The organism is Bacteroides sp. 4_1_36, assembly GCF_003466325.1.
Lineage (GTDB): Bacteria > Bacteroidota > Bacteroidia > Bacteroidales > Bacteroidaceae > Bacteroides > Bacteroides uniformis.
Window position 1 is genome coordinate 51,931 of record NZ_QSOX01000009.1, and the last position, 24,714, is coordinate 76,644.

General features: G+C 45.0%; 18 protein-coding genes. 9 read left to right on the forward strand and 9 right to left on the reverse strand.

All coding sequences use genetic code 11. The annotated features are described in order from the left end of the window. The first annotated feature begins 107 nt into the window (after nucleotides 1–107). The 8 genes from DXD65_RS10355 (at nucleotide 108) to DXD65_RS10390 (ending at nucleotide 14,782) form a co-directional block, all read left to right on the forward strand. Entirely contained in the window at nucleotides 108–1,772 is a 1,665-nt protein-coding gene (locus tag DXD65_RS10355; protein ID WP_005827019.1) for a DUF6377 domain-containing protein, read from the forward strand. Between the two features lie 206 nt (nucleotides 1,773–1,978). After that, entirely contained in the window at nucleotides 1,979–4,939 is a 2,961-nt protein-coding gene (locus DXD65_RS10360) for a SusC/RagA family TonB-linked outer membrane protein (RefSeq protein WP_005827017.1), read from the forward strand. A 32-nt stretch (nucleotides 4,940–4,971) separates the two neighbouring features. Beyond that, the gene (locus DXD65_RS10365; protein ID WP_005833034.1) at nucleotides 4,972–6,765 is read left to right on the forward strand and encodes a RagB/SusD family nutrient uptake outer membrane protein; all 1,794 of its coding nucleotides are present in this window, start codon (nucleotides 4,972–4,974) and stop codon (nucleotides 6,763–6,765) included. A gap of 22 nt (nucleotides 6,766–6,787) precedes the next feature. Then, nucleotides 6,788–7,966 (forward strand): hypothetical protein, encoded by a 1,179-nt coding sequence (locus tag DXD65_RS10370; RefSeq protein ID WP_008665153.1) that lies wholly within the window; start codon nucleotides 6,788–6,790, stop codon nucleotides 7,964–7,966. Nucleotides 7,967–8,276: 310 nt separating this feature from the next. Further along, complete coding sequence (locus DXD65_RS10375) at nucleotides 8,277–9,614, forward strand: alpha-amylase family glycosyl hydrolase (protein WP_008665154.1); 1,338 nt, start codon at nucleotides 8,277–8,279, stop codon at nucleotides 9,612–9,614. 3 nt (nucleotides 9,615–9,617) lie between these two features. Then, on the forward strand, nucleotides 9,618–11,765 hold the full coding sequence (locus DXD65_RS10380) for a glycoside hydrolase family 97 protein (protein ID WP_051642928.1): 2,148 nt from the start codon (nucleotides 9,618–9,620) through the stop codon (nucleotides 11,763–11,765). 378 nt (nucleotides 11,766–12,143) lie between these two features. Continuing rightward, nucleotides 12,144–13,481 carry an NADP-specific glutamate dehydrogenase gene (gene gdhA / locus DXD65_RS10385; protein ID WP_008665157.1) on the forward strand — a complete coding sequence of 446 codons (1,338 nt, stop codon included), beginning with the start codon at nucleotides 12,144–12,146 and terminating at the stop codon, nucleotides 13,479–13,481. A 137-nt stretch (nucleotides 13,482–13,618) separates the two neighbouring features. Next, nucleotides 13,619–14,782: a M24 family metallopeptidase gene (locus tag DXD65_RS10390; protein WP_035449341.1), complete on the forward strand. Its 1,164-nt coding sequence runs from the start codon at nucleotides 13,619–13,621 to the stop codon at nucleotides 14,780–14,782. A 195-nt stretch (nucleotides 14,783–14,977) separates the two neighbouring features. On the opposite strand, the gene DXD65_RS10395 is transcribed toward DXD65_RS10390, so the two are convergent. Further along, nucleotides 14,978–15,970: a DUF3843 family protein gene (locus DXD65_RS10395; protein ID WP_035449080.1), complete on the reverse strand. Its 993-nt coding sequence runs from the start codon at nucleotides 15,968–15,970 to the stop codon at nucleotides 14,978–14,980. A 23-nt stretch (nucleotides 15,971–15,993) separates the two neighbouring features. Beyond that, the gene (gene ruvA / locus DXD65_RS10400) at nucleotides 15,994–16,596 is read right to left on the reverse strand and encodes a Holliday junction branch migration protein RuvA (RefSeq protein WP_005833022.1); all 603 of its coding nucleotides are present in this window, start codon (nucleotides 16,594–16,596) and stop codon (nucleotides 15,994–15,996) included. Nucleotides 16,597–16,791: 195 nt separating this feature from the next. On the opposite strand from ruvA, the gene DXD65_RS10410 reads away from it, so the two are divergent. Continuing rightward, complete coding sequence (locus DXD65_RS10410) at nucleotides 16,792–17,691, forward strand: diaminopimelate dehydrogenase (protein WP_022401162.1); 900 nt, start codon at nucleotides 16,792–16,794, stop codon at nucleotides 17,689–17,691. A 132-nt stretch (nucleotides 17,692–17,823) separates the two neighbouring features. Here DXD65_RS10410 and rseP read toward each other — a convergent pair whose 3' ends face one another. From rseP to tsaB, 7 genes are all read right to left on the reverse strand, one after another. Then, entirely contained in the window at nucleotides 17,824–19,155 is a 1,332-nt protein-coding gene (rseP, locus tag DXD65_RS10415; RefSeq protein WP_005826988.1) for an RIP metalloprotease RseP, read from the reverse strand. A 112-nt stretch (nucleotides 19,156–19,267) separates the two neighbouring features. Next, on the reverse strand, nucleotides 19,268–20,413 hold the full coding sequence (locus tag DXD65_RS10420) for a 1-deoxy-D-xylulose-5-phosphate reductoisomerase (RefSeq protein WP_117588439.1): 1,146 nt from the start codon (nucleotides 20,411–20,413) through the stop codon (nucleotides 19,268–19,270). Between the two features lie 36 nt (nucleotides 20,414–20,449). Then, nucleotides 20,450–21,307, reverse strand: a complete 858-nt coding sequence (locus tag DXD65_RS10425; protein WP_005826982.1) for a M23 family metallopeptidase — start codon at nucleotides 21,305–21,307, stop codon at nucleotides 20,450–20,452. Continuing rightward, nucleotides 21,304–21,840, reverse strand: coding sequence for a ribosome maturation factor RimM (gene rimM / locus DXD65_RS10430; protein WP_035449078.1), 537 nt, complete (start codon nucleotides 21,838–21,840; stop codon nucleotides 21,304–21,306). Before rimM ends, DXD65_RS10425 begins: the two co-directional genes overlap by 4 nt. 1 nt (nucleotide 21,841) lies before the next feature. Beyond that, the gene (murA, locus tag DXD65_RS10435; RefSeq protein WP_035449077.1) at nucleotides 21,842–23,149 is read right to left on the reverse strand and encodes a UDP-N-acetylglucosamine 1-carboxyvinyltransferase; all 1,308 of its coding nucleotides are present in this window, start codon (nucleotides 23,147–23,149) and stop codon (nucleotides 21,842–21,844) included. A gap of 98 nt (nucleotides 23,150–23,247) precedes the next feature. Then, nucleotides 23,248–23,868, reverse strand: a complete 621-nt coding sequence (locus DXD65_RS10440; RefSeq protein ID WP_005826977.1) for a DUF4290 domain-containing protein — start codon at nucleotides 23,866–23,868, stop codon at nucleotides 23,248–23,250. 121 nt (nucleotides 23,869–23,989) lie between these two features. Next, nucleotides 23,990–24,682, reverse strand: a complete 693-nt coding sequence (tsaB, locus tag DXD65_RS10445; protein WP_005833019.1) for a tRNA (adenosine(37)-N6)-threonylcarbamoyltransferase complex dimerization subunit type 1 TsaB — start codon at nucleotides 24,680–24,682, stop codon at nucleotides 23,990–23,992. Between the last annotated feature and the right edge of the window lie 32 nt (nucleotides 24,683–24,714).

Here is a 24,714-nt window from a genome sequence, read left to right on the forward strand (position 1 = left end):
ATAATCCCTATGATGTACGACTTATAATGCCAAAGAAAATACTAAAATCGTATTTTCATAACAGAAGAAAATTGTAACTTTGCGAAGTTATGTCACAATGTTAACCTATGATGCGTATCTTGATTTTAATAATAATGCTGTTGCCATGTTCGCTTGGTATGTATGCATCTGCAATAGATAGCCTTTTGTCTGTTCTGGATAAGACTATCGTAATGCGTAGACAATACGAGGAAGAAAAAGAACGGTATATTTCTTTGATAAAGGATGAGTTGAAGCAAGGGAGGCTTACTGACATGGAGCGTTATCTGATACAAAATCGTCTTTTTGCCGAATATAATTCTTATATTAGTGATTCTGCATTACATTATATAAATGAAAATATTCTTATTGCCACACGGCTAAATAATAGGCAATGGATAAATAGTTCTATATTAAATAAAGTACATATTCTAAATACTTCGGGCCTTTTTGTTGAAGCAATGGAATTGCTGAAATCGCTTCCTCGTAACACGTTGGAGGGTGAAAATATAGTGGACTATTATGTATGTTTTGAAAACCTATATCTCTATCAGGCAGAGTACGCCACTGATCGGAACTACGTGAACAATTATCTTCGGATAGCAAATTTGTATAGGGATTCTATAATCAGCCTAGTACCGGAAGATACTTATAGATATGTAGTCGTGCATGCACCTCAGCTCATTGACCAGGGAAAAAGTCAGGAGGCTATATGTTTATTGAAGAATTTTTTACCTCGGTTGAAATCCAATACGCGTGAGTATGCAGTAGCTACTTCAATTCTGGCTTTTGCTTATCATGTCGTGGGGAACAAGCAGAAAGAAATGGAAGCACGTATTAGCAGTGCCATTGCTGACATTAGGGCAGTGGTGAAAGAAAATTATTCTTTGTGCGCATTAGCGGAATTACTTTATGGAATGGGCGATTTGGAACGTGCTAATCACTATATCAAGATTAGTATGGAAGATGCTAATTATTATACTACTCGGTTGCGTAGTTCGCAGAATTCCAAGATGCTTCCGCTCATAGATCGTGCTTATCAGCAAGAAAAGGAAATACAGCAACAGCGGCAGAGAATGTTTATTACAGGCATATGTATCCTTTCTGTTTTCCTTCTATTGACAGTACTGTGTGTGCTATGGCAAATGAAAAAATTGTCTTATGCCCGTAAAAAAGTTGTTGCTGCCAATTCCCAATTGAGTATATTGAATAGTGAATTGAAGAAGCTGAACAAGTCTCAACATGAGGCTAATGAACGATTATTGCATACTAATCAGACTCTTACGGAAGCCAATCATATTAAGGAAGAGTATTTGGGACGTTTCCTCAGTTTAAGTTCCTCTTATATAAGTAAGATGGAAGAATATCGCCGCATATTGAACAAGCAGGCTGCTGCCGGTAAACTTGAGGAGTTATATCGTACATTGAAGTCCGACCGTTTCATAAATCAAGAGTTGAAAGAGTTCTATCACAATTTCGATGTATCTTTTCTTAAGATATTCCCTAACTTTGTAGAAGAATTTAATCGTTTGTTGCCAGTTGAAGAACAATTGCATCCTAAAAATGAAGAATTGCTTGTTACCGAACTGCGCATATTTGCACTGATTCGTTTAGGTATTACAGACAGTGCGCGTATTGCAGAATTTTTGCGTTATTCCATAACTACCATCTATACTTATCGTTCCAAGCTAAAAAACAAGTCTCTTTGTAAAGAGGACTTTGAAGAACGAGTGATGAAAATAACTTCTTTTTGATTTTATCCTCCTTTTGAGGCTTTCTTCTGCCTTAAAAAGTCTAGAAATGATTTAGAAATTAGTAGCAATAGCATTTTCGTAATGCGTTGTATTATAGTTGATTGCCTGTTGCAGGACTTTAGATTTTTATCTCAGCCCAAATCGTGCGTTTGTTTTGATAATACATTTGCATCAATCTATTTATTGTTTAACTAATTTCTAATAAGATGAAAAAGAAAAGTCTAAAGAGATGCCTTAAAAAGCGCATGATCCTTTTACTGGGTTTTCTTATGATGACTGGTGTTGCTGTTGCGCAACAACTTCAGGTACAAGGAAAGGTGACCGATGCAACGGGTGAAGGTCTTATCGGTGCAAGTGTATTGGTAAAGGGTACAACTTCGGGGGTGATAACTGACATTGACGGTAACTATGTGTTATTGAATGTCAATCCTGATGCAATACTTATTTTTTCTTATGTAGGTTACCAAACGCAGGAACTGAACGTATCCGGTAGAAACAAGATTGATGTTGTCTTGCATGATGACCAGCAGGTGTTGGAAGAAGTTGTAGTAGTGGGTTACGGTTCATTGAGTAAAAAAGAAGTTTCCAGTTCCATTGTACAAGTGGATAAGAAAAATTTTAATTTGGGGGCTATGAATAACCCGATGGAAATGGTATCGGGAAAAGTCGCGGGCTTGAATGTCAATACGCAGGCAGCTGCCAATCCTAACTCCAGTTCTTCATTACAAGTACGTGGTGCAACATCTGTTTCTGCAAGTAATAGTCCTTTGATTGTCATAGATGGTGTGGCAGGTGGCGATATCCGTAACATCGCTGCACAGGATATTGAATCTATTACGGTATTGAAAGATGCGGGTTCAGCTGCTATTTACGGAACGCGAGGTGCTAATGGTGTGATTTTAGTTACAACGAAACGTGGCTCGGGTGAAGCTGGAAAAACGGTAGTCACATATGACAGTTACATCGCTTTTAATGTAGCCAAGCCCTCTCCGGATATTCTGTCGGCTGATGAATTCCGTCGTTCGAGACGAGGTACAGACTATGGAGCCGACACTGACTGGTATGGACTGATTACTCGTGATGTAGCATACGACACAAACCAATATATATCTATTGATGGTAGCACAAAGAATGGTTTCTATGGTGCTTCCTTCAATTACAAAAGTGCCAATGGACTTGACATCGTGAGTGGTCGTGAAGAATTTGGAGGTCGTTTTTCTATGGAACAGCGTGTACTGGAGAATCGCTTACAATTCAACGGTTCGTTGAGTGCACGTCGTGTAAATGAAACCTGGGGAAATGATGGTTTCTTCGATAGGGCACTCACAATGAATCCTACAATGCCGGTATATAATGCAGACGGTTCGTATTATCAGCCTACTTCTCCTACGGGTGCAACCAATCCGGTTGCGGAGCTTGCTTTGAGAGATAACAACGGCCAGCGTATGTATTTGTTGGGTACGGCTGAGGCTAAACTGAATATTTTGCAGACAGAAAAGCATTTGTTGAATACAACATTAAGTTACTCATTGCATTACAATGACATGAAGCAACAATATTATGCTTCGTCTGCCGGTTCGGAGTCCTATTGGAATGGTTATAAAGGACGTGCGGAAATGAAGTATCAGAAATGGTACACCAATCGATTGGAGTGGTTGGGAAATTATGCACTGAACTTGGGCGACCACAATATTAAGGCTGTAGTGGGCTATACTTATGAGAAGTCTATCTGGGAACAGATTGGTGGTAGTAACAACGACTTCTCTTTTGATAATACGAAATATTGGGATTTGGGCAGTGGCTCTTATCTGAAGGATGGTTTGGCAAGTTTATATAGCGGTCGCTCTGAATCGACACTTATTGGCTTCTTTGGTCGGTTGAACTATAATTGGAAGGATATGCTTTTTGCATCGGCTTCGTTGCGCTATGAAGGCTCTTCCAAATTTGGTGCTAACCAAAAGTGGGGGTACTTCCCAGCAGCTTCTTTGGCTTGGGAAATGATGGAGATGGGCTTTATGAAGAATACCCGGAAAGTGTTGACCAGTTTGAAACCGCGTGTTTCTTTCGGAATTACCGGTCGTTCGGATTTTGATGCTTATAAATCACTTTCTACTTACAATACCAATGGTAGTTATCTCTTTGACGGGCGTTGGGTAACGGGCTATGCTCCCTCTAGTAATGCTAATCCGGATTTGGCTTGGGAAAAGAGCGTTGCGATTAATCTGGGTGTTGATTTTGTTCTATGGAATCGTTTACGTGGTTCAGTGGAGTATTTTGACCGTAGTTCTAAAGACTTGCTTTATACGTACACGGCACCTCAACCGCCTTTTGTCTATTCCACTATTTTGGTTAACGTTGGAACAACGAAAAATACCGGTATAGAAGTATCTTTGGATGGTGATATCCTTACTAAAACAGCAGTGAAGTGGACGAGCGGAATCAATTATTCTTATGGGAAGACTAAGTTGACCAAACTTTCTAACGATATTTACAAGGCATCTTATCTCGACCTTTACTTAAAACCGGGTACTGGTTCCAGCGAATATTTCTTCCGTGTGCAGGAAGGGGGAGAGATAGGGCAGTTCTACGGTTATGAATATGCAGGTGTTGACGAAAATGGCAATATGCTTATTTTGAATGATAAAGATGAGCAAATACCGATTTCTCAGGCTGATGCCAAGTATAAACGTTATATTGGCAATGGTGCTCCCAAGCACTTCTTGTCTTGGAGTAACAACCTGACTTGGAGAAATTTTGATTTGAGTGTATTCTTCCGCGGTACATTCGGTTTTGATGTATTCAATATGCGTAAATATGGTATGGGGCTTCAGGGATGTGGTACAGATAATGTTCTTCGCTCTGCGTATCTGGAAGATAAGAATATCCGTACCGGTGGTGGAGTAATATCTTCCTATTTCCTGGAGGATGGTAGCTTCATAAAACTGGAAAATGTAACCTTGGGATATAATTTTACTCCTAAGAACCGTAAGTTACTGGATAATATGCGCATATATCTGTCTGCCAAGAATCTGTTTACCTTGACCGGATATTCTGGTAATGACCCTTCAATTATAGACGTGAATGGTATCCAGCCGGGAGTAGATAGTAATAGTGCTTATCCTACAGCAACTCAATTGAGTTTAGGTGTGACTCTTCGCTTCAAATAAATGAGAAACAAATTATTAAAAATATGAAAGATATGAAATATATAAAATGTCGTTGGTTATTGGCGATGATTATGTCATGTTCACTTTTCTCTTGTACTAATTTGGACGAGGAAGTGTTCGATCGTGTGGATGCCGGAATTTATTATCAAGATGAGACGAGTGTTCAGGGGGCAGTGGCAGCCATCTATTCGAAAGCTGCATATAGTTATTTGGAATACTTCTGGTATTTGCAGGAGTTTTCTGCCGACCAGGTGGCATGGCGCAGTTGGAACGGTGGACTTTGGGGATGGGATGAGGCATTGAAGTTTGCTTTGTCTTCACATACCTGGACGTCAGAATCAACCATTATTCGCCAAACTTGGGAGAATGCGTGGACCACTATTGGGCTTTGCAATACGCTTATTACAGATTTGCAGGCAATCAGCCCCGCATCTATACGCATGACTGAGGATGCTTTGAATAGTTATATTGCCGAAGTACGTACCCTGCGTGCTTGGGCATACTACAATATCTTTGAGATTTGGGGTGGAGCACTTCCCTTGAACATTTCTTCGGGTGCGGAAATCCCTGGTTCTGCAGATACTGATTTTGATAAGGGGTGCAAGATTATCTACGATTTTATCAGTCAGGAATTAGATGAGTCAGTTACAGATCTTATGAAAGAAGATGGTTCTGGAAAGACTCGCAACCGCATGAACCAAGCTGCCAATCGTATGATTAAGATGCGCTTGTTGCTGAATTCTGAGGTGTTTATCAAACAAAACAGTTATAATGAGTGTGCCACTCTTTGCCAAAAAATTCTGAATGGCGATTATGGTACTTACAGCATTACCGATGACTATCGCGATATTTATTCGATAAACAATGTAGAATGTCCGGAAGTTGTAATGGCATTGGCGATGGAAGTCGGTCAGGTCAATACCGGTTGGATGCGTAACATGCCTTTCATGCCTTACAATTGTTGGGATTACTTTGGAGGTACATACAGCCAGAGCGGATGGAATTGTGTATGCTTGGCACCTTCATGGGATAATTCTGGAAATGTACAGCCGTATGGTGGTACTGACAATCCTAAGAGCTTTCTTACTGACTACGGTGATAAGTTAGGAGCAGTTTATGAACGTTTCCACGATAAAGATATCCGTAAGCAGAACTATGTGTATAATGAAACAACAGGAAACTATCAAGGCATTTTTTTGAAAGGGGCTATTAAAGCCAACTATGGTAAGGGTGCGGCTTTGAAAGCAGATGCCGACCGTGACGGTCAGGATTTGGTTTATGTGGATCAGGTGGGTACATTCCTTAATTTAGGACGTAATCTGGAGACTGTCATGTCACCTCGCTGGGGTGAAACGAATTCAGGTGTCCGTTTGGTAAGATATCCGGTTTATCCGGAGAGTGCAGGCATTGATTTCCAAAACATCGATGAGGTGGAATTCCGTTTGAGTGAAGTGGTCTATACTCTTGCTGAATGTAAAATGCGTGCAGGTGATACGGAAGGTGCTAAAGAACTGGTATATAGAGTTAAAACACGCTATTTTACAGATAAATCGGCTCTCGAGCAGCCCGGTCCTGGTTTTACATCCTTTGATATGGATTGGATGTTGAGTGAATGGGGACTTGAATTCTTGGGAGAGGGGCGTCGTCGTCGTACAGACTTGCGTCGTTTCGATAAGTTTACGCAAGGGCAATGGTGGTTCTTTGGCCGTGCCACGGACGACGGTTTAAGCTATCCGGCTAAACGTGACCGCAAATACGAGTGGTATCCCTTGCCCCAGTCTGCCCTTATGGTAAATCCGGGACTGGTACAGAATCCTAATTATTAATCATCCTATAATAATAGTAACAATGAAAAAATATATATGTAATCCGCTATGGCTTTTGTTGCTTTTTGTAGCTTTCATCAGTAGTTGTGACAAGGAGGAAATTGTGTTTGACCATGAGTTGCCGCAATTTGAACTTCGTAGCGATGCTATCTTGCTGGAGGTGATTATGCCCCAAGGAACTGGTGCCGATGAAATAATTTATATTGCAGGCGATTTCAATGGAGGTCAGGATGCTGCTTCCGGAGACCTTAAGTGGCAGATGGAGAAAGCTGCAAACAATGATGTTAAATGGGGCATATACCTCTATCCGGAAGATTTTGTTAATGGAAAGACACTTGCCGATGGCTTTTATTTCGTTTCTAAGACACAAGGTATAGAGCGTACTTTGCAGAATGGGGATGCTTTACATCAAATTTCGGCTAAGGTAGGTACTCGCACTGATATAACGGTAACCCGCTGGAATGCTTATTTTGAGGAGCCGGAAGACCCAAGTGAAGTGATTCATGACGGTTATGCTGTGTTCGTGATGGACAATACAGGTTGGGATGCACTGACACTTTATGCGTGGGGAAATGATTTGCCGGAACTTTTTGGAGGTTGGCCCGGTATTTCACCTACTGGTAGCGTTGAGATAAAAGGAATTACCTATAAATACTTCGATACAGGTGAAGCAAATAAGGGATTGGTTTACAATTTGATATTTAACGATAATGGAGTAGGTTCACAATTTGATGGACCACAGAACTTTACTCTTGACCGTGACATATATTTGGAAATCACAGAAAGCGGTTGGACGGAAATAGATCCGGATGCAGTGGTCATCCATGATGGTTATACCATTTTTATTGAAGACCAGTCCAGATGGGCAGAAACAACCATATATGCGTGGGGAAATGATATACCGGAACTCTTTGGCAGTTGGCCAGGAATATTACCAACCGGTAGTGTTGAGATAAAAGGTGTCACGTATAATTATTACGATACAGGTGAAGCAAATAAGGGATTGACTTACAATCTGATAATGAATAATAACAATGGAGGCTCACAATTTGACCTCGCAGCAGTGACGCTTGATCGAGATTATTATTTCCGTATTACGGACATAGCTGGTGAGGAGATTGACCCTAACAATCCGGACGGAGACTCTGAACCGGAATCTGAAGCGGCTTTTGTTTCTAATCAGAATAATTTCTTGAAATGAGTTTTGTATAGTAATGAAGATGTTAAATGACCTATTGGTGGAATGAGATTGGGGATAGGATATCTCTTTTCAATCTTGCGGATATATGTCCCAAGGCTTGGGTTTTCTATCCCAAGTCTTGGGATAGAAAAACCAAGCCTTGGGAAGAAGTTATCTCTTAGCTCTTTTGTTTTTTAGTATTGGCTTCCGGGATTTTTAGTATTAAGTCTTAGTATCTTTTCTGCCAATGCCCATCACTGGAGAGTTTGGATGCTCCTTTTGCAGATATCAGTTCCGCCAATGAGTATAAGTATAGATAAAAAGTAGAAATATGAAAAAAGTAATAATTGCGACACTGCTCTTTACGATGCTACATTCTTGTATGGGGTGTAGTGATAGTCAGAGTGACATGGAACCGATTCCCGTCCCACAGGAAGAATACATGGCTTCGGATATGGTGATTTATGAGGCAAATCCCCGCATTTTTGCCGAAGAAAATGCGTTCTCTGCCATCAAAGCAGAGCTTGACCGTATTCAAAGCCTGGGAACTACCGTGCTTTGGCTGATGCCTGTAAATGAGCCGGGAGTACTGAAAAGTGTGAATTCACCTTATTGTATAAAGGATTATAAAAAGCTGAATACACGTTACGGAACAAAAAAAGACTTGAAAGAACTGGTAGATGCTGCCCATGCCAAAGGAATGAAAGTGATTCTTGACTGGGTTGCCAACCATACTTCGTGGGACAATGCTTGGGTGACTGAGCATCCGGATTGGTATACACAGGATGCAAATGGCAATGTGGTACAACCTCAAGAACAGCCTTGGGCGGATGTTGCTGACTTGAATTTTGACAACGAAACCATGCAGCAAGCCATGATTGATGCCATGAAGTATTGGGTAACAGAAATTGGTATTGATGGATACCGTTGTGATTATGCCGAGGGGGTACCAGATGCTTTCTGGAAGAAAGCAATCGCCGAGCTCCGTACACTTGACAATAATTTGCTGATGCTTGCCGAAGGCGGAAAAACGTCTTTAATGAACAATGGTTTCAATCTGCTCTACGGCTGGAACTTCCATAGTAAACTGAAAGACTATTATGCCGGTAAATGCTCACTTACTGACCTTTATGCTATGAATACTTCCGAATTGGAGGGAATGCCGAAGGGTACGTTACGGTTACGCTATTCTACTAATCATGACCAGGCAAGTGAGGCTTCACCGATAGAATGTTATGGCGGTGAGCGTGGTGCCATGTCTGCTTTTGTATTGACGACTATGCTCGAGGGGATACCTCTTATTTATAGTTCGCAGGAAGTAGCCTATCCGCGGTCACTTAACTTTTTCAATTACGGAGTTATAGACTTGAAGTCCAATGAAGTCTTTGCGCAAGAGATGGCAGAAATCATCAGAGCCTATAAAGCTACGAGCAGTGTACGTGGTGGTGAACTGGAAGTTTATACTACCGGAGATGTCGCTTCATTTTATCGGGCAGCAGGCAGTCATGGCATGTTGGTCATGGTGAATACTGCCAATGAGTCTGTACAAGTGAAAGTACCTATGGAGCATGCTGGCAAGACCATGACCGATGTGATTGCCGGTGTGGATGTGGAGTTGCCTACAGTAATGACGATGGAACCTTATCAATATTTTATATATCAACAATAACGGATGTATATGAAACATGTATTATTAACAGTTGTATTTCTGGGAATTGCTTGTGTGGCGATGGCACACGAATTGTTATCTCCCAATGGGAATCTGAAACTCAATGTTGTGCTTGATTCCGAGGGGGGGCCGGTCTATAGCTTATATTACAAAGGAGAGCCGGTTGTAGAACCTTCTGCCTTGGGAATACTTATGGAAGAAGCGGATTTGTCAAATGGCTTCCGGATTCTTGATGCAACAAATTCTACTTTTGATGAAACTTGGATGCCTGTATGGGGAGAGTATGAAAAAGTCCGTAACCATTACAATGAACTTACTGTCACTCTCTCACAACCGGCAAAGCACGACCGTATGATGATTGTACGTTTTCGATTGTTTGACGATGGACTCGGATTCCGTTATGAGTTGCCGGAGCAGAAAACCATGAATTATCTGACGGTAAAAGACGAACTGACGGAATTCAATCTGACCGGTAATCATACACTCTATTGCATTCCCGGTGATTATGATACGAATGAGTTTGCCTATACTACTGCGGCCATTTCCGAAGTGCGCGAAGCTATGGAACGTAATCTACGTAAAAAAGGATATGAAGCTAAAGCGACTTCATTCACAGTACAAACACCCCTTATGATAAAGACTACCGAAGGACTTTATATCAATATTCATGAAGCTGCCTTGGTAGATTATTCTGCCATGTTGCTGAATGTGGATGATAAAGAGTTTAACTTTTCTGCTCATCTTACTCCCGATAAATTAGGAAAGAAAGGATATCTGCAATTACCGTTGCATACCCCGTGGCGTACAATTATGGTTAGTGACGATGCACGTAGCATCCTTGCTTCTCAGTTGATTCTTAATCTGAATGAACCTTGTAAGCTGGAAGATACTTCTTGGATTAAGCCACAGAAATTTATCGGTGTCTGGTGGGAGATGTTTACTGGTGGAGGAGGTACATGGGCATATAGCGACTATTATAAGGCTAAACCCGGCATAACCGACTATTCAAAGTTAACTCCTAATGGACATCATCCGGCCAATACTGAACATGTGAAAGAGTACATAGACTTTGCGGCGGAGAATGGTATTGATGCGGTATTGGTTGAGGGTTGGAATGAAGGTTGGGAAGATTGGGCATCCTATCGTAAGGATCGTCAGTTCCTTTTTGACAAACCTTATCCGGACTTTGATGTTGCGGTACTACATGCCTATGCCAAATCAAAGGGGGTAAAGATTATCATGCATCATGAGACGGCTGCTAATGCTGCCGATTATGAGCGGCAGCTGGATGTAGCCTTTCAATTTATGGTAGATAATGGCTATAATTCTGTAAAGACAGGATATGTGGGCTCAATCATTCCCCGTAGTGAATATCATTCCTCACAATGGATGAACAATCATTATATACATGTGGTGAAGCGTGCTGCTGATTATAAGATTATGGTAGATAGTCACGAGGCTGTTCGTCCCACCGGCTTGTGCCGTACCTGGCCCAACTGGGTAGCGCAAGAATCTGCCCGTGGTGGTGAGTTTGAATCTATGGGGGGCAATGATCCGGATCATACTTGTATCTTGCCGTTTACTCGGTTGAAGGGTGGTCCGATGGATTACACTCCTGGTATTTTCCAGACAAAACTTTCGTATTATAATGGTTCGAAACCTAAAGGTCAGGCGGGTACTACATTGGTAAAACAATTGGCTCTATATGTAACGATGCCCTCTCCGTTACAGATGGCAGCAGACCTGCCGGATAATTATCGCCGTTTTCCCGATGCGTTTCAATTTATTAAGGATGTAGCGGTGGATTGGAGCAATTCTTGGTATCTGGAAGCCGAACCGGGTGATTATATCACAGTGGCTCGTCAAGCCAAAGGAAAACAAGAGTGGTATGTAGGTGCTATTACCGACGAACATCCTCGTACGGCAACTATTCCTTTCTCTTTCTTACCCGAAGGAAGGAAATATATTGTTACCGTTTATGCAGATGGTCGGGATGCAGACTGGAAAGATAATCCGCAGAGCTATGACATCCGTCGTGGCATAGTAACGTCAAAGAGTGTGCTGCGTCAACCTCTGGCAAGTAGTGGAGGGGTGGCTATCAGTGTTCGAGAAGCAACAAAAGAAGAGGTAAAAGGATTGAAGAAATTATGAAGCTTGTCCGTACATAGTAATTATTATGTTGCGGATTTAATACAAGCATTTAAGAATTAAAGTTAGCAATTGGAAAGGCATAGTCCGTGAGGATTGTGTCTTTTTTCGTAAATTATTCGTCATTTCTTATTTTCTTTATTATAATTTTTTCTATATTTATGCCGTTATGGCGAATTGTTGACAGAATAGGAAAAGAATAGACCATTTAGGTATGAATAGAGAATGCCGGGGATTTGACATTTTATCATTCTTTAATCAAAATATAACCGTAAAATTTAGCTGTTTTGAAAAGTTTTCTTATATTTGCGGTGTTATTCATTGACATTTTGTTTGAATAGCGTGAAGTCAACAAGGTAATAACCTTTAAAACGTAATATTATGAATATCGAACGTATCATGGCCTCTTTAGAGGCAAAGCACCCCGGCGAGTCTGAGTATCTTCAAGCCGTAAAGGAAGTTCTTCTTTCCATCGAAGATATCTATAACCAACATCCTGAGTTCGAGAAAGCGAAAATTATAGAACGTCTGGTTGAACCTGACCGTATCTTTACTTTCCGTGTAACGTGGGTGGATGATAAGGGTGAAGTTCAGACGAACCTCGGCTATCGTGTGCAGTTCAACAATGCCATTGGCCCGTACAAAGGCGGTATTCGTTTCCATGCTTCCGTAAATCTTTCTATCCTCAAATTCCTGGGATTTGAGCAGACTTTCAAGAATGCTTTGACTACATTGCCTATGGGCGGTGGTAAGGGTGGTTCCGACTTCTCTCCGCGCGGAAAGAGCGATGCTGAAATCATGCGTTTCTGTCAGGCCTTCATGCTGGAATTGTGGCGTCACCTCGGTCCGGATATGGATGTTCCTGCCGGTGATATCGGTGTAGGCGGTCGCGAAGTGGGCTATATGTTCGGTATGTATAAGAAGTTGACTCGCGAATTTACGGGCACATTTACCGGTAAAGGATTGGAATTTGGCGGTTCGCTGATTCGTCCCGAAGCAACAGGATTCGGCGGCTTGTATTTCGTAAACCAAATGTTACAAACAAAAGGCATTGACATCAAGGGCAAGACCGTGGCTATCTCCGGTTTTGGAAATGTGGCTTGGGGTGCTGCTACCAAGGCTACCGAATTGGGTGCCAAGGTGGTTACCATCTCCGGTCCCGACGGTTACATCTACGACCCGAACGGTATCAGTGGCGAAAAGATAGATTATATGCTGGAACTCCGGTCATCGGGCAACGATATCGTAGCACCGTATGCCGACGAATTCCCCGGCTCTACTTTCGTAGCAGGCAAACGCCCGTGGGAAGTGAAAGCGGACATCGCTCTGCCTTGCGCTACCCAGAACGAGCTGAACGGCGAAGATGCACAACACCTCATTGACAACAAGGTGACATGTGTAGGCGAAATCTCCAATATGGGATGTACGCCCGAAGCTATCGACCTTTTTATTGAAAATAAGATTATGTATGCACCGGGTAAGGCTGTCAATGCAGGTGGTGTGGCTACCAGCGGACTGGAAATGTCGCAGAACGCCATGCACCTCAGCTGGAGTGCAGCCGAAGTGGATGAAAAACTCCACGCCATCATGCACGGAATTCATGCTCAATGCGTAAAATATGGGACAGAACCCGATGGCTACATCAACTACGTGAAGGGAGCGAATATCGCCGGTTTCATGAAGGTGGCTCATGCCATGATGGGTCAGGGAATTATCTAAGAGAGAAACTTTGTTTAGTTGTATTTGTATTTGTGGTTTGTGCTGCCCTACGCCTGTGAAGGTATGGGGCAGTACTTTTTTATTCTCAATTAAAAAAGTTGTATCTTTGTATCCGAGAAACCATAAATGACAAAGAGATGTTACTACCTGAATTGAAACTGAGACGTGATAAAATACGCTCTCTCATGGCTCAACAAGAGATTGATGCCGCTCTTATCGCTTGTAATGTAAACTTAATCTATACGTACGGACGTGTCGTCAGCGGTTACTTGTATCTGCCGTTGAATGCTCCCGCTCGTTTATTCATCAAACGTCCCAACAATATTGAAGGGGAACATATTCATCCTATCCGTAAACCGGAACAACTGCCTGACTTACTAAAGGAATGTGGTTTGCCCATACCTGCGAGGTTGATGCTGGAGGGGGATGAGTTGTCTTTTACGGAATATAACCGTTTGGCTGCGTGTTTCCCTGAAACGGAGGTGCTTCCTTGTGGTACGGCACTTATCCGGAAGGCCCGAAGTGTCAAGACTGAAATAGAGATTGAGATGTTCCGCCGTTCCGGCATTGCACATGCCAAGGCCTACGAACAAATACCCTCGGTTTATAGACCGGGAATGACAGACTGCCAGTTATCCATCGAAATAGAGCGCCTGATGCGCCTGGAAGGTTGTCTGGGCATTTTCCGTACCTTCGGACAAAGTATGGAGATTTTTATGGGAAGTCTGCTGGCAGGAGACAATGCCACTGCGCCTGCCCCCTATGATTTTGCTCTGGGAGGCGAAGGACTTGACCCGTCACTGCCTATCAGTGTGAACGGTGCACTGTTGCAACCCGGCCAGAGCTTTATGGTTGATATGGGGGGTAACTTCTATGGCTATATGGGCGACATGAGCCGTGTATTCTCTATCGGAAAGTTGCCGGAAAAGGCATCTGTTGCCCATCAGGTTTGCCTGGACATACAAGAGGCTGTTGTAGAAAAAGCGAAACCGGGTGCTGTTTGTGAGGACCTTTACAATCTCGCTATCGATATTGTCACCAAAGCGGGCTTTGCCGACAACTTTATGGGAGCCACTCAAAAAGCCAAGTTTATCGGTCATGGCATCGGACTGGAAATCAATGAAATGCCGGTGCTGGCTCCACGCATGAAGCAGGAGCTGGAACCGGGCATGGTCTTTGCTTTGGAACCGAAGATTGTTTTGCCAGGCATTGGTCCCGTCGGTATCGAAAACTCTTGGGTTGTAACAGCGGAAGGAGTGGAGAAACTGACGTTGTGTAAGGAAGAGATTGTGGAACTTTGAAAATTGATAATGGATAATGGAAAATTGCCATGCGGTTTCAATAAATACGCTGCACTGTTTATTTTTCCATTATCCATTTTCAATTATTTTACCCTTCTGTTAAGCTGATTATTCGCTTTCGAAGGTTTGGATTTACCAATCCGTTTTCCGGTTGGCTTGGCCTTGTTGCTCCGTTTGGGCTTTATGCCGGAATGGTTACTCGCCTTCATAATATTCACATAAGTAGTAGCGGGCTATAAAGTCCCAATATTGATGCAGTGTTTCTTTTCCTTTCAGGAAGGGAAGTTCCACATCGGGTAGAATTCCTTTGGCCATTCCGTATTTCAGCAGGTCGAACGGACACTCTCCGGGTTGGCAGAACATCTTGTAACCCTCTGCAGCAGCGCGTTTGGCATCGTACATCGGGTTATGTTCTTCACAGAAATAGGCGGCCACGTTGTGGGCTACGAGCATACCTTTGGCGTTGGCATAAATCACGAACTCTTTTTGGTATTCCAGGTCGGGCAATAGTGCGGACCGTTTGTTTTCCCATCCCAAGACATCGACAAAGAAAGTGCAAAGCTCCTTGTAATCGGTGAAGTATAGCAGCGGTTTCCCCTGGCTGTATTCCAGACAGCGGGCGGCATCTTTACTCAGTTTGGTTTCCGGAGTGACTTCCGGCAGCGGAGTAATGGGCATATCCAGTAAATCAAGTCCCATTACCCAAAGGAAGGAAGATTCTCCCTCGCTGATGGGAGCTTCTTCGAAACGTGCATCCATCAGTTCATAGGCGCTTTGGCTTAATGCAAGCAGGTCTTTGTCATAAGGACTGAACAAGGTGTATTCCTTGTCAAAAATACTAAATTGTGATTTCAATGTCCACAGTACGAATGCAATGTCTTCCTGATTTATTTCATCGGGCGTATAATCGTCACCCAGTGGATAGAACGGCAGGTAAGTTCCGTATACTCCTTGAAAGGCTTCGGAGAAAAGTTTCCAGCCTCCGCTTTGGGCAATGGCATCTTGAAAGTACATGCCGAGGGAGATGGCTGCGTCAATTTGGGTACGCAGGTCTTCCTTGTTGAACAAGGGAGAGGTCTTGACGAGGGGCAGGATGCTTGTGGCAAAGTCGAGGTACCATTTGTCCGTTGGCAGTACGTGGGTGCGTTCATTGGCCCCCAACCAATATTGCATGTTGATTGTTGTCATGATTTGTTTGTTTTAGATAAATATTATAGTCTTTTTAATGCCAATTTGATGACTTGTTCCACCGGTGCGCTTGGTTCTTCCTTCAAAATGGCAAGCACTACTTTTTGTGAGGGGGCTTGTGCAAAGCCCAGCATGGTAAGGGCGGCTACGGCTTCTTCTTGTACTTGTGCGTTGGCTGCCGATACCAGTGTACCTATGGTCCCTGCGTTGCCGGCTACAACGCTGCCGGTCTTGATTTTGTCTTTTAAATCCACAATTATCCGTTGGGCTGTTTTCAGCCCGATACCCTTGACTGTTTTCAGTAGAGTGGCGTTTTCCGTGCTGATGACATTTATCAGTTCGGATGGCGAGAGTGCCGAGAGAATCATGCGAGCTGTATTTCCGCCGATGCCTGAAACGGAGATGAGCAACAGGAATAGTTCGCGTTCCTGCTTGTCAGCGAACCCGTAGAGGACATAGGCGTCTTCACGGATAGCTTCATATATATATAGTTTGCATTCTTTCTTGCCCTGGATGGCGGCATACGTATTCAATGAAATATTGACGCCGTATCCCAGTCCGTTGCAGTCTATTATTGCGGTTGCCGGACTTAGTTCGGCAATTCCGCCTCTGATGTATTCTATCATAATTCTTTTGCTTGTTGGCCCCAAATGTGCCTTGCGTACATATCATCTGCGAATGTATGAATTATTATTGGACTTTCACTCACTAAAAAAAGAAAAACTGTGTGAAACAGCAGGGAGTTCTGCCGATATAATAAATTAAAATGCTTACTTTTGCGCCGATAAAGTAGAAAACTGATAAATAAATTCATAAAAAGAATGAAAAAAGTAAGAGCGGCCATCGTTGGCTATGGTAATATCGGGCATTATGTGCTCGAAGCCCTGCAAGCAGCTCCCGATTTCGAAATTGCCGGTGTAGTACGCCGTGCCGGAGCTGAAAACTGTCCTGCGGAACTGAGTGCATATCCCGTTGTGAAGAATATCAAGGAACTGAAAGGCGTGGATGTTGCTATCCTTTGTACGCCTACCCGCAAAGTGGAAGAGTATGCAAAGGAGATCCTTGCTTTAGGCATTCATACTGTGGACAGTTTCGATATCCATACGGGTATCACTGCCTTGCGCCGCACACTGGATGCAGAGGCTAAAAAGCATAATACGGTATCCATCATTTCTGCCGGCTGGGATCCGGGTAGTGACTCCATTGTCCGCACTATGCTGGAAGCCATTGCTCCGAAAGGCATTACCTATACTAATTTTGGTCCGGGTATGAGCATGGGACACACCGTGGCTGTAAAGGCCATCGAAGGTGTGAAAGCCGCTCTTTCCATGACTATTCCTACAGGAACCGGCATTCACCGTCGTATGGTGTACATTGAGTTGAAGGATGGTTACGAATTTGATAAGGTGGCTGCAGCCATCAAAGCCGACCCGTACTTCGTGAATGACGAAACACATGTAAAATTGGTTCCGAGTGTGGATGCACTGCTCGATATGGGGCATGGGGTAAACTTGACCCGTAAGGGTGTGTCCGGCAAGACGCAGAACCAGCTATTTGAGTTCAACATGCGTATCAACAATCCTGCCCTCACGGCACAAGTGCTGGTATGTGTGGCGCGTGCCGCTATGCGTCAGCAGCCGGGTTGCTATACAATGGTTGAAGTTCCGGTAATAGACCTGCTTCCGGGCGATAGAGAAGAGTGGATCGGCCATTTGGTATAAGACACAGAAAAAACAGATGATGTGTTTGGCTCAAACGCATCGTCTGCTTGCCCCGAACACATCATCTGTTTGATGTAAATGCATCATCCGTTCTACTGCGAATGGATGATGCGTTTTTTTATGTCTTGTTCTTTAAAAGAAATACCTCAGTATATCATTGAAGTTTGCCCAAATCAGCAAACCGAACAAGAGGAACATGCCCACCATCTGCGCACGTTCCATAAACTTGTCGCTGGGCTTGCGGCGTGCAATGATTTCGTAAATGAGGAATAACACGTGTCCACCGTCCAGTGCAGGGATGGGCAGAATATTCATAAAGGCAAGGATGATGGAGAGGAATGCCGTCATGTACCAGAACTGGTGCCAGTCCCACGTGGCGGGGAAAATACTGCCGATGGTTCCGAAACCTCCGAGTTGCTTGGCTCCTTCCTTGGAGAAGAGATATTTCATCTGGCCTACGTAGCCTTTCAGAGTCTTTACCCCCAAAGATACGCCGGCAGGGAAAGAGGAAAGGAAACTGTATTCCTTACGGACAACGGGCAGCAGCTTGTCGGTTGCCGTACGTGCTGCTACGCCTATTTCATAGTCGGCATTGGTCATCATGCTCAAGGTGTCTGTCACACCGTTACGGACGTATGTCAAGGTTACCTCATGGGATGCGTTGGCTTTCTTGCGCTTCAGCATCTCTTCTTTGAAGTCGTAGTAGGCTATTGACTTTCCATCCAAGTGGGTGATGCTGTCACCTACTTGCAGACCGGCGGAAGCGGCAGGGTATCCTACAATCAGGCTGTCGACTACATAAGGGAAACGGAAACTGGCGAAACGCACGCTGTCTGCCAGCAAGCGGTTCATCATGTCTTCGGGGATGTAGACTGAAGCAGCTTCCCCATCACGCAATACGCTTACCTGGCGAGCATCGACAATACTGGTCAGCAGGTCGCCATCATAGCGTTCGAACGGTACCCCGTCGGCAGATATTAGGATATCGCCGTCGCGGAAGCCTATGGCTTTGGCTGTTTCGTTAAAATCCATACCCAATGGGGCTTTTTGTACTGGTATATATTCGTCGCCCCAAGTAAAAAGTATCATGGAATAGATGAACAATGCGAGCAGGAAGTTGAACAATACACCGCCTACCATAATCAGCAGGCGTTGCCATGCCGGTTTGGCACGGAACTCCCATGGCTGCATGGGTTGCTTCATCTGTTCGGTATCCATAGATTCGTCTATCATACCTGCTATTTTTACATAGCCGCCTAAGGGTAGCCATCCGATACCGTATTCCGTGTCACTGTGTTTGGGCTTGAACTTGAATAATGTGAACCAAGGGTCAAAGAATAAGCAGAACTTTTCTACCCGCGTCTTGAACAAACGCGCAAAAAGGAAGTGCCCCCCCTCATGAACAATAACGAGCAACGAGAGGCTCATAATGAGTTGCAGGGCACGAATCAAGAATGTTTCCATCTAATTATTTGCTGTTTTACGATTTTTATAATTTTCGCAAAGGTACGTTTTCTTATTTAACGTATCAAATGAGTAGATGTTTTTTATAATTCTTTTCATTCCGGTGTATCTATCAAATCAGCTCTTCTGCTATCCGTCGGGCTTCGGCATCCGTAGCCACATAGTCTTCATAGGTGGGCTTCTGTAAGTAGGATACGCGCGACATGGTCTTTTCTATTACTTCACTCATGCCAAGGAACGAAATTTTGTCCTGCAGGAAGGCGGCTACCACCACTTCATTGGCGGCATTGACAATGCAAGGCATATTACCTGCACGATGTAGCGCTTCGTAGGCCAGGGCGAGGTTACGGAAACGGGTGATGTCCGGTTGCTCGAACGTCAGTTCCGTGCACAGCTTGAAGTCCAGGCGCGGGAAAGAGGCTTTCAACCGGTCGGGATAGGAGAAGGCGTATTGGATGGGCAGGCGCATGTCCGGCATTCCCAGTTGTGCTTTCACGGCACCGTCCTCAAACTGTACCATGGAGTGGATGACGGATTGCGGGTGTACCACGACTTCTATCTGGTCGGGACGTACACCGAACAGCCATTTGGCTTCGATTACCTCGAACCCTTTGTTCATCATGGAAGCAGAGTCTATCGTGATTTTGGCGCCCATGTCCCAGTTGGGGTGTTTCAGTGCTTGCGCTTTGGTGACGGTTGTTAGTTGCTCCATAGTGCAGGTGCGGAACGGACCTCCGGAGGCAGTCAGTATCACTTTTTCTATTTGGTTGCCTATCTCACCGGCCAGGCACTGGAAAACGGCGGAGTGCTCGGAGTCGACGGGTAGGATGGGGACACCGCTGAAACGTGCCAGGTCATTGATGAGCTCTCCCGCCACCACCAGCGTCTCTTTGTTGGCAAGGGCTATCGGCTTACGGGCTCGGATGGCATTCATGGTGGGCTTCAGCCCTGCATATCCCACCATGGCGGTCAATACCATATCAATGGGATTTTCGGTCACAATCTGGCAGAGGGCATCTGCGCCGGCATATACCTTGATAGGTAGGTCGGCAAGCGCTTCTTTCAGTTGCGTGTATTTCGATTCGTTGGCTATTACCACTGCCTCAGGCTTGAATCTGCGTGCCTGGGCTATGAGTTCCTCTACGCGGTTATTGGCGGTCAATACGTATGCTTCGTACTGGTCGGGATGTTCTTCGATGACCTGCAACGCTTGTGTACCGATGGAACCGGTAGAACCGAGTATGGCAATCTGTTTCATTTACTATTATGCTATTTACAATTTACTATTTGGAGACTAAAATACGATGTAAAGCTCGGGATTTACGGCCCTGCCCTTATGCCACAGCTCGAAGTGAAGGTGGGGACCGGTGGACAGCTCGCCGGTGTTTCCTACCAGTGCGATGGCTTCACCCCCTTTCACCGCATCTCCTTCCCGTTTCAGCAGAGAGCCGCAATGCTTGTAGACTGACACGAAGTCCTGGTTGTGCTGTATTTCTATCAGATAACCCGTCTCGGCAGTGTAGGTACTCAGTATGACGGTACCGTCTAAGGTGGCCAATACGCTTTCGCCCGGATTGGCGGCAATGTCCGTGCCGAAGTGTTTTGTTTCGGCATTGAAGGGAGATGAAATCATGCCGCGTGTGGGGCGGTAGAAAATCAGTCCGTCTATTTCGGGGCGAGCGGTGATGCTCGTCAGGTTGTACTTTTCTGTCTCCTCGTACTGTTTGCGGAATTCGGCTTCCCGTTGTGTACGTTCCATGAGCGAATCTTCGCGCAGGTGGGTCAACGAGTCGATGGAATGTATGGTATCTGCCTTTATCTTGCCCTGGAAGATGTCCTGGATATTCATGATATAGAGGTTCTGTCTGTTCACCAGTTGCTGGAGGGAATCTACGCGCAAGGCATTCTCCACTACCTGGGCACGGATTTCACTGTTCATATATCCCGGCAGGTAGTTGCGCAGCGGGGTGAAGGCTACGATCAGGGAGGCGATGAGAAACAATACGAACAGCACGGAGAGCAATACGGACAGTCCGTTCAGCTTGGATACGCGCAACGTGATGATATCCTCAAGGGTATTCTCGTTCGTAATCGTCAGTCTGTACTTGAACTTGATGTTACTCCAAAATGCTTTTCTTCGTTTCTTTTTCATACCTCTTCTGTTTCGTCCAAAGCTATCAAACCTTCCGGCAGGTCTACGGTGATGACCTTGTGCTTCTGGTCAATGTCTATGATAAACTCTTCTTGTGCCGGCACCAGCAGTTCTTCTCCCTGATAATCTACCACAAACAGTGTGTTGATGGTCGATGTGTCCACGTCCGTCACTTCTCCCAGCGTGCCGTGATGTACTTCCTCCATACGAAAACCGACGAAGAAGTCCCAACTCAGTTCACCTGGTCCTGCCTCTTCTGCATGCTTTACGGGGAAGTAGACCTCAATATTAGTGAACATGCGGGCGCGTTCTGTCGTGTCCACGCCTTCCAGTTTGACAAGGGCGGTGGTGTCGGAGCGGAAACGGTATTCTTCCAAGAAGAAAGGCACCAGTATACCATCCAGCAGGCAGATTAGGTATTCGGCTTCCACCCGGTCGAAGATGTCATCCGTAAAAGTGAACGATAGTTCTCCGTGAATGCCGTGGGGCTTGTTGAATATACCTATCTTATATACTTCTTCTCTCTTTATCATCTTATTCTATTCTTGTTATTCTTGCTCCGAGCGCATTCAGTCGCCCTTCGATGTTCTGATACCCACGGTCTATCTGCTCTATGTTGTGGATGCGGCTGATGCCGTCCGCACTCATGGCAGCTATCAGCAGGGCGATGCCCGCACGGATATCGGGCGAGGTCATGTTGCCGCCACGTAGTTTAAAGCCGTGGTCGTGACCGATGACAACGGCGCGGTGCGGGTCGCAGAGGATAATTTGCGCTCCCATATCTATCAGCTTGTCCACAAAGAACAAACGGCTTTCGAACATTTTCTGATGAATGAGTACACTGCCTTTTGCCTGGGTGGCAACCACCAGCAGCACACTGAGCAAGTCTGGTGTCAGTCCGGGCCAGGGTGCGTCGGCAATGGTCATGATGGAGCCGTCGATAAAGTACTCTATCTGGTACGTCTCTTGTGCGGGCACGTAAATGTCGTCTCCCCACTGCTCCATCTTGATGCCGAGTCGACGGAAACTGTCGGGGATAATTCCCAAGTTCTCGTAGGAGACATTCTTGATGGTCAGTTCGCTACGGGTCATGGCTGCCATGCCAATGAAACTGCCCACTTCAATCATGTCGGGGAGGATGGTATGCTCGGTTCCGTGCAGCTCGTCTACTCCTTCGATAGTCAGGAGGTTGGAGGCGATGCCTTCTATCTTAGCTCCCATCCGGTTCAGCATTCTGCAAAGTTGCTGCACGTAGGGTTCGCAGGCGGCGTTGTAGATGGTGGTCTTGCCTTTGGCAAGGACGGCTGCCATTACGATATTGGCTGTTCCCGTTACAGATGCCTCGTCGAGTAGCATATAACTGCCATGCAGTTGTTTGGCTGAGATTTCGTAGATGCCACGCTCCTCATTATAGACAAAGTCGGCTCCTAAATTCTGGATACCGATAAAGTGTGTATCCAGACGGCGGCGTCCTATCTTGTCTCCGCCCGGCTTGGAAATCATGGCCTTGCCGAAACGTGCCACCATCGGCCCCACCAGCATGACGGAACCGCGCAGGCTGGAACATTTTTTCAGGAACGCGTCACTTTCCAGATAGGCGAAATCAATGTTGGCAGCTTGAAAGCTGTAAGTGTCAATGCCTTTTTTAGATACGCTGACTCCCATATCCCGCATCAATTGGATAAGGTTGTTGACGTCCAGTATGTCCGGGATATTGTGCACAGTCACCTCTTCGGCAGTGAGCAATGTGGCGCAGATAATTTGCAACACCTCGTTTTTTGCTCCTTGGGGGTAAATGTCACCGGAAAGTCTGTGTCCTCCTTCGATTACAAATGATGCCATGAAATTAGTGATTAGGGGTTGGTGATTAGTGATTAGTGATTAGTGGTCTGCATGGTGATGCCGCATGGCATTAATCACTAACCACTAATCATTCAATTTTAGTATTTCCGTTTATTGTTCCGGTTGTTGTTCCGGTTATTCTGGTTGTTCACTTTCGGACGGTAGTTCTGGTCAATACGTTCGGCCATGAGACGGACGATACTGTCTGTCATTTGCAGTTTTCCGTCAGAGAGTTCGGTGAGATCATCTGAAATCTTACGGTCATCGACGGTATCTTTGTTCCATGCCATGTAGTCTTTCTTCATGTGGTTACAAATGAGCGCTATCAAGTTCTGCTTCTCTTCTCCTTCCGGAAATTCGATGGCTTTCTTTATCAGTACTTCCAGTGTACGGCCATAGTGGCGGTAGCGGATTTTGGTACTGGGGTAGGGGATGCTCTCCGGCTTGGTATTCAGATTGTCCTTGCGGATAATTTCGTACGGATAATCTATATCCAATTGGAAGTTGGCCATGATGGCAAGGTGGTCCCATAGCTTATGTTTGAAGTCGGGCACATCGCGCAGATGGGGAAACATGTTTCCCATGATGTTGATGATTGTGTTTGCGCAACGCTGGCGTTCTGCACGGTCTTCGATTGTCAGCGCGTGGTCTACCATATTCTGGATGCTGCGACCATATTCGGGTAGGGGCATCCGTTTTTGTTGAGTGTTATATTGCATCTTTAATTAGTGATTAATGTTCAACGATTAGTGATTAGGGTTTAGCGATTAGTGGTTAGTGATTAATGGGCTACGTAGTGATACCGCATGGTATTCATCCCTAATCCCTAATCGCTAAACCCTAAATAAGTTTCTTTGGCGTGCCGGCTACGAATTCCTTCAAATAGAAGGGTTCGAAATAGGCCACATCCTTGAAATCTTGTTCGGCTATTGCCTTTTCTGCCAACGGGAACATCATGCCGGCAAGCGGGCGGATGCCGTCGATGAAGTGTGCATTGGGATGCGTGATTTTCTCTTTGCATTTGGCTGCACCGTCACCGAAGAAATAGACGGGATGTTGCTCTAAAAATTCTAGGTAGGAGTTTTCGTCCACAATATCGGCTGCAATGTCGCGCACCGATTTCAAGGCACGGTCGTAGATGGCAGCATAGACTTCCATGCGGCGGGCGTCAATCATCGGGCAGAGTAATGCGTCGTCGGGCAACTCATCGTGGTAGAGCAATACCGGTACACACTGAACTTTCAGGGTTTCCAGCCCGATAAGTGGCAGGTTACGTCCATAGCAGACACCTTTTGCCATCGACACGCCGATACGCAACCCGGTATACGAACCAGGGCCGCAGCTCACGGCGACTGCATCCAACGGCATGGCATGGCTATCGGCAAAGGATAGCGCCTCGTCCACAAAGATTCCCAATGAAACGGCGTGTGAAGGGCCATTCAGGTCCTCTTTCTTGAAAACGTTCTGTCCATCCTCGCTCACGGCTACGGAGCAGGCAGAAGTGGACGTTTCAATATGCAAGATACATGACATAACTTTTATTCTTGATTTTATTGTGGCAAATT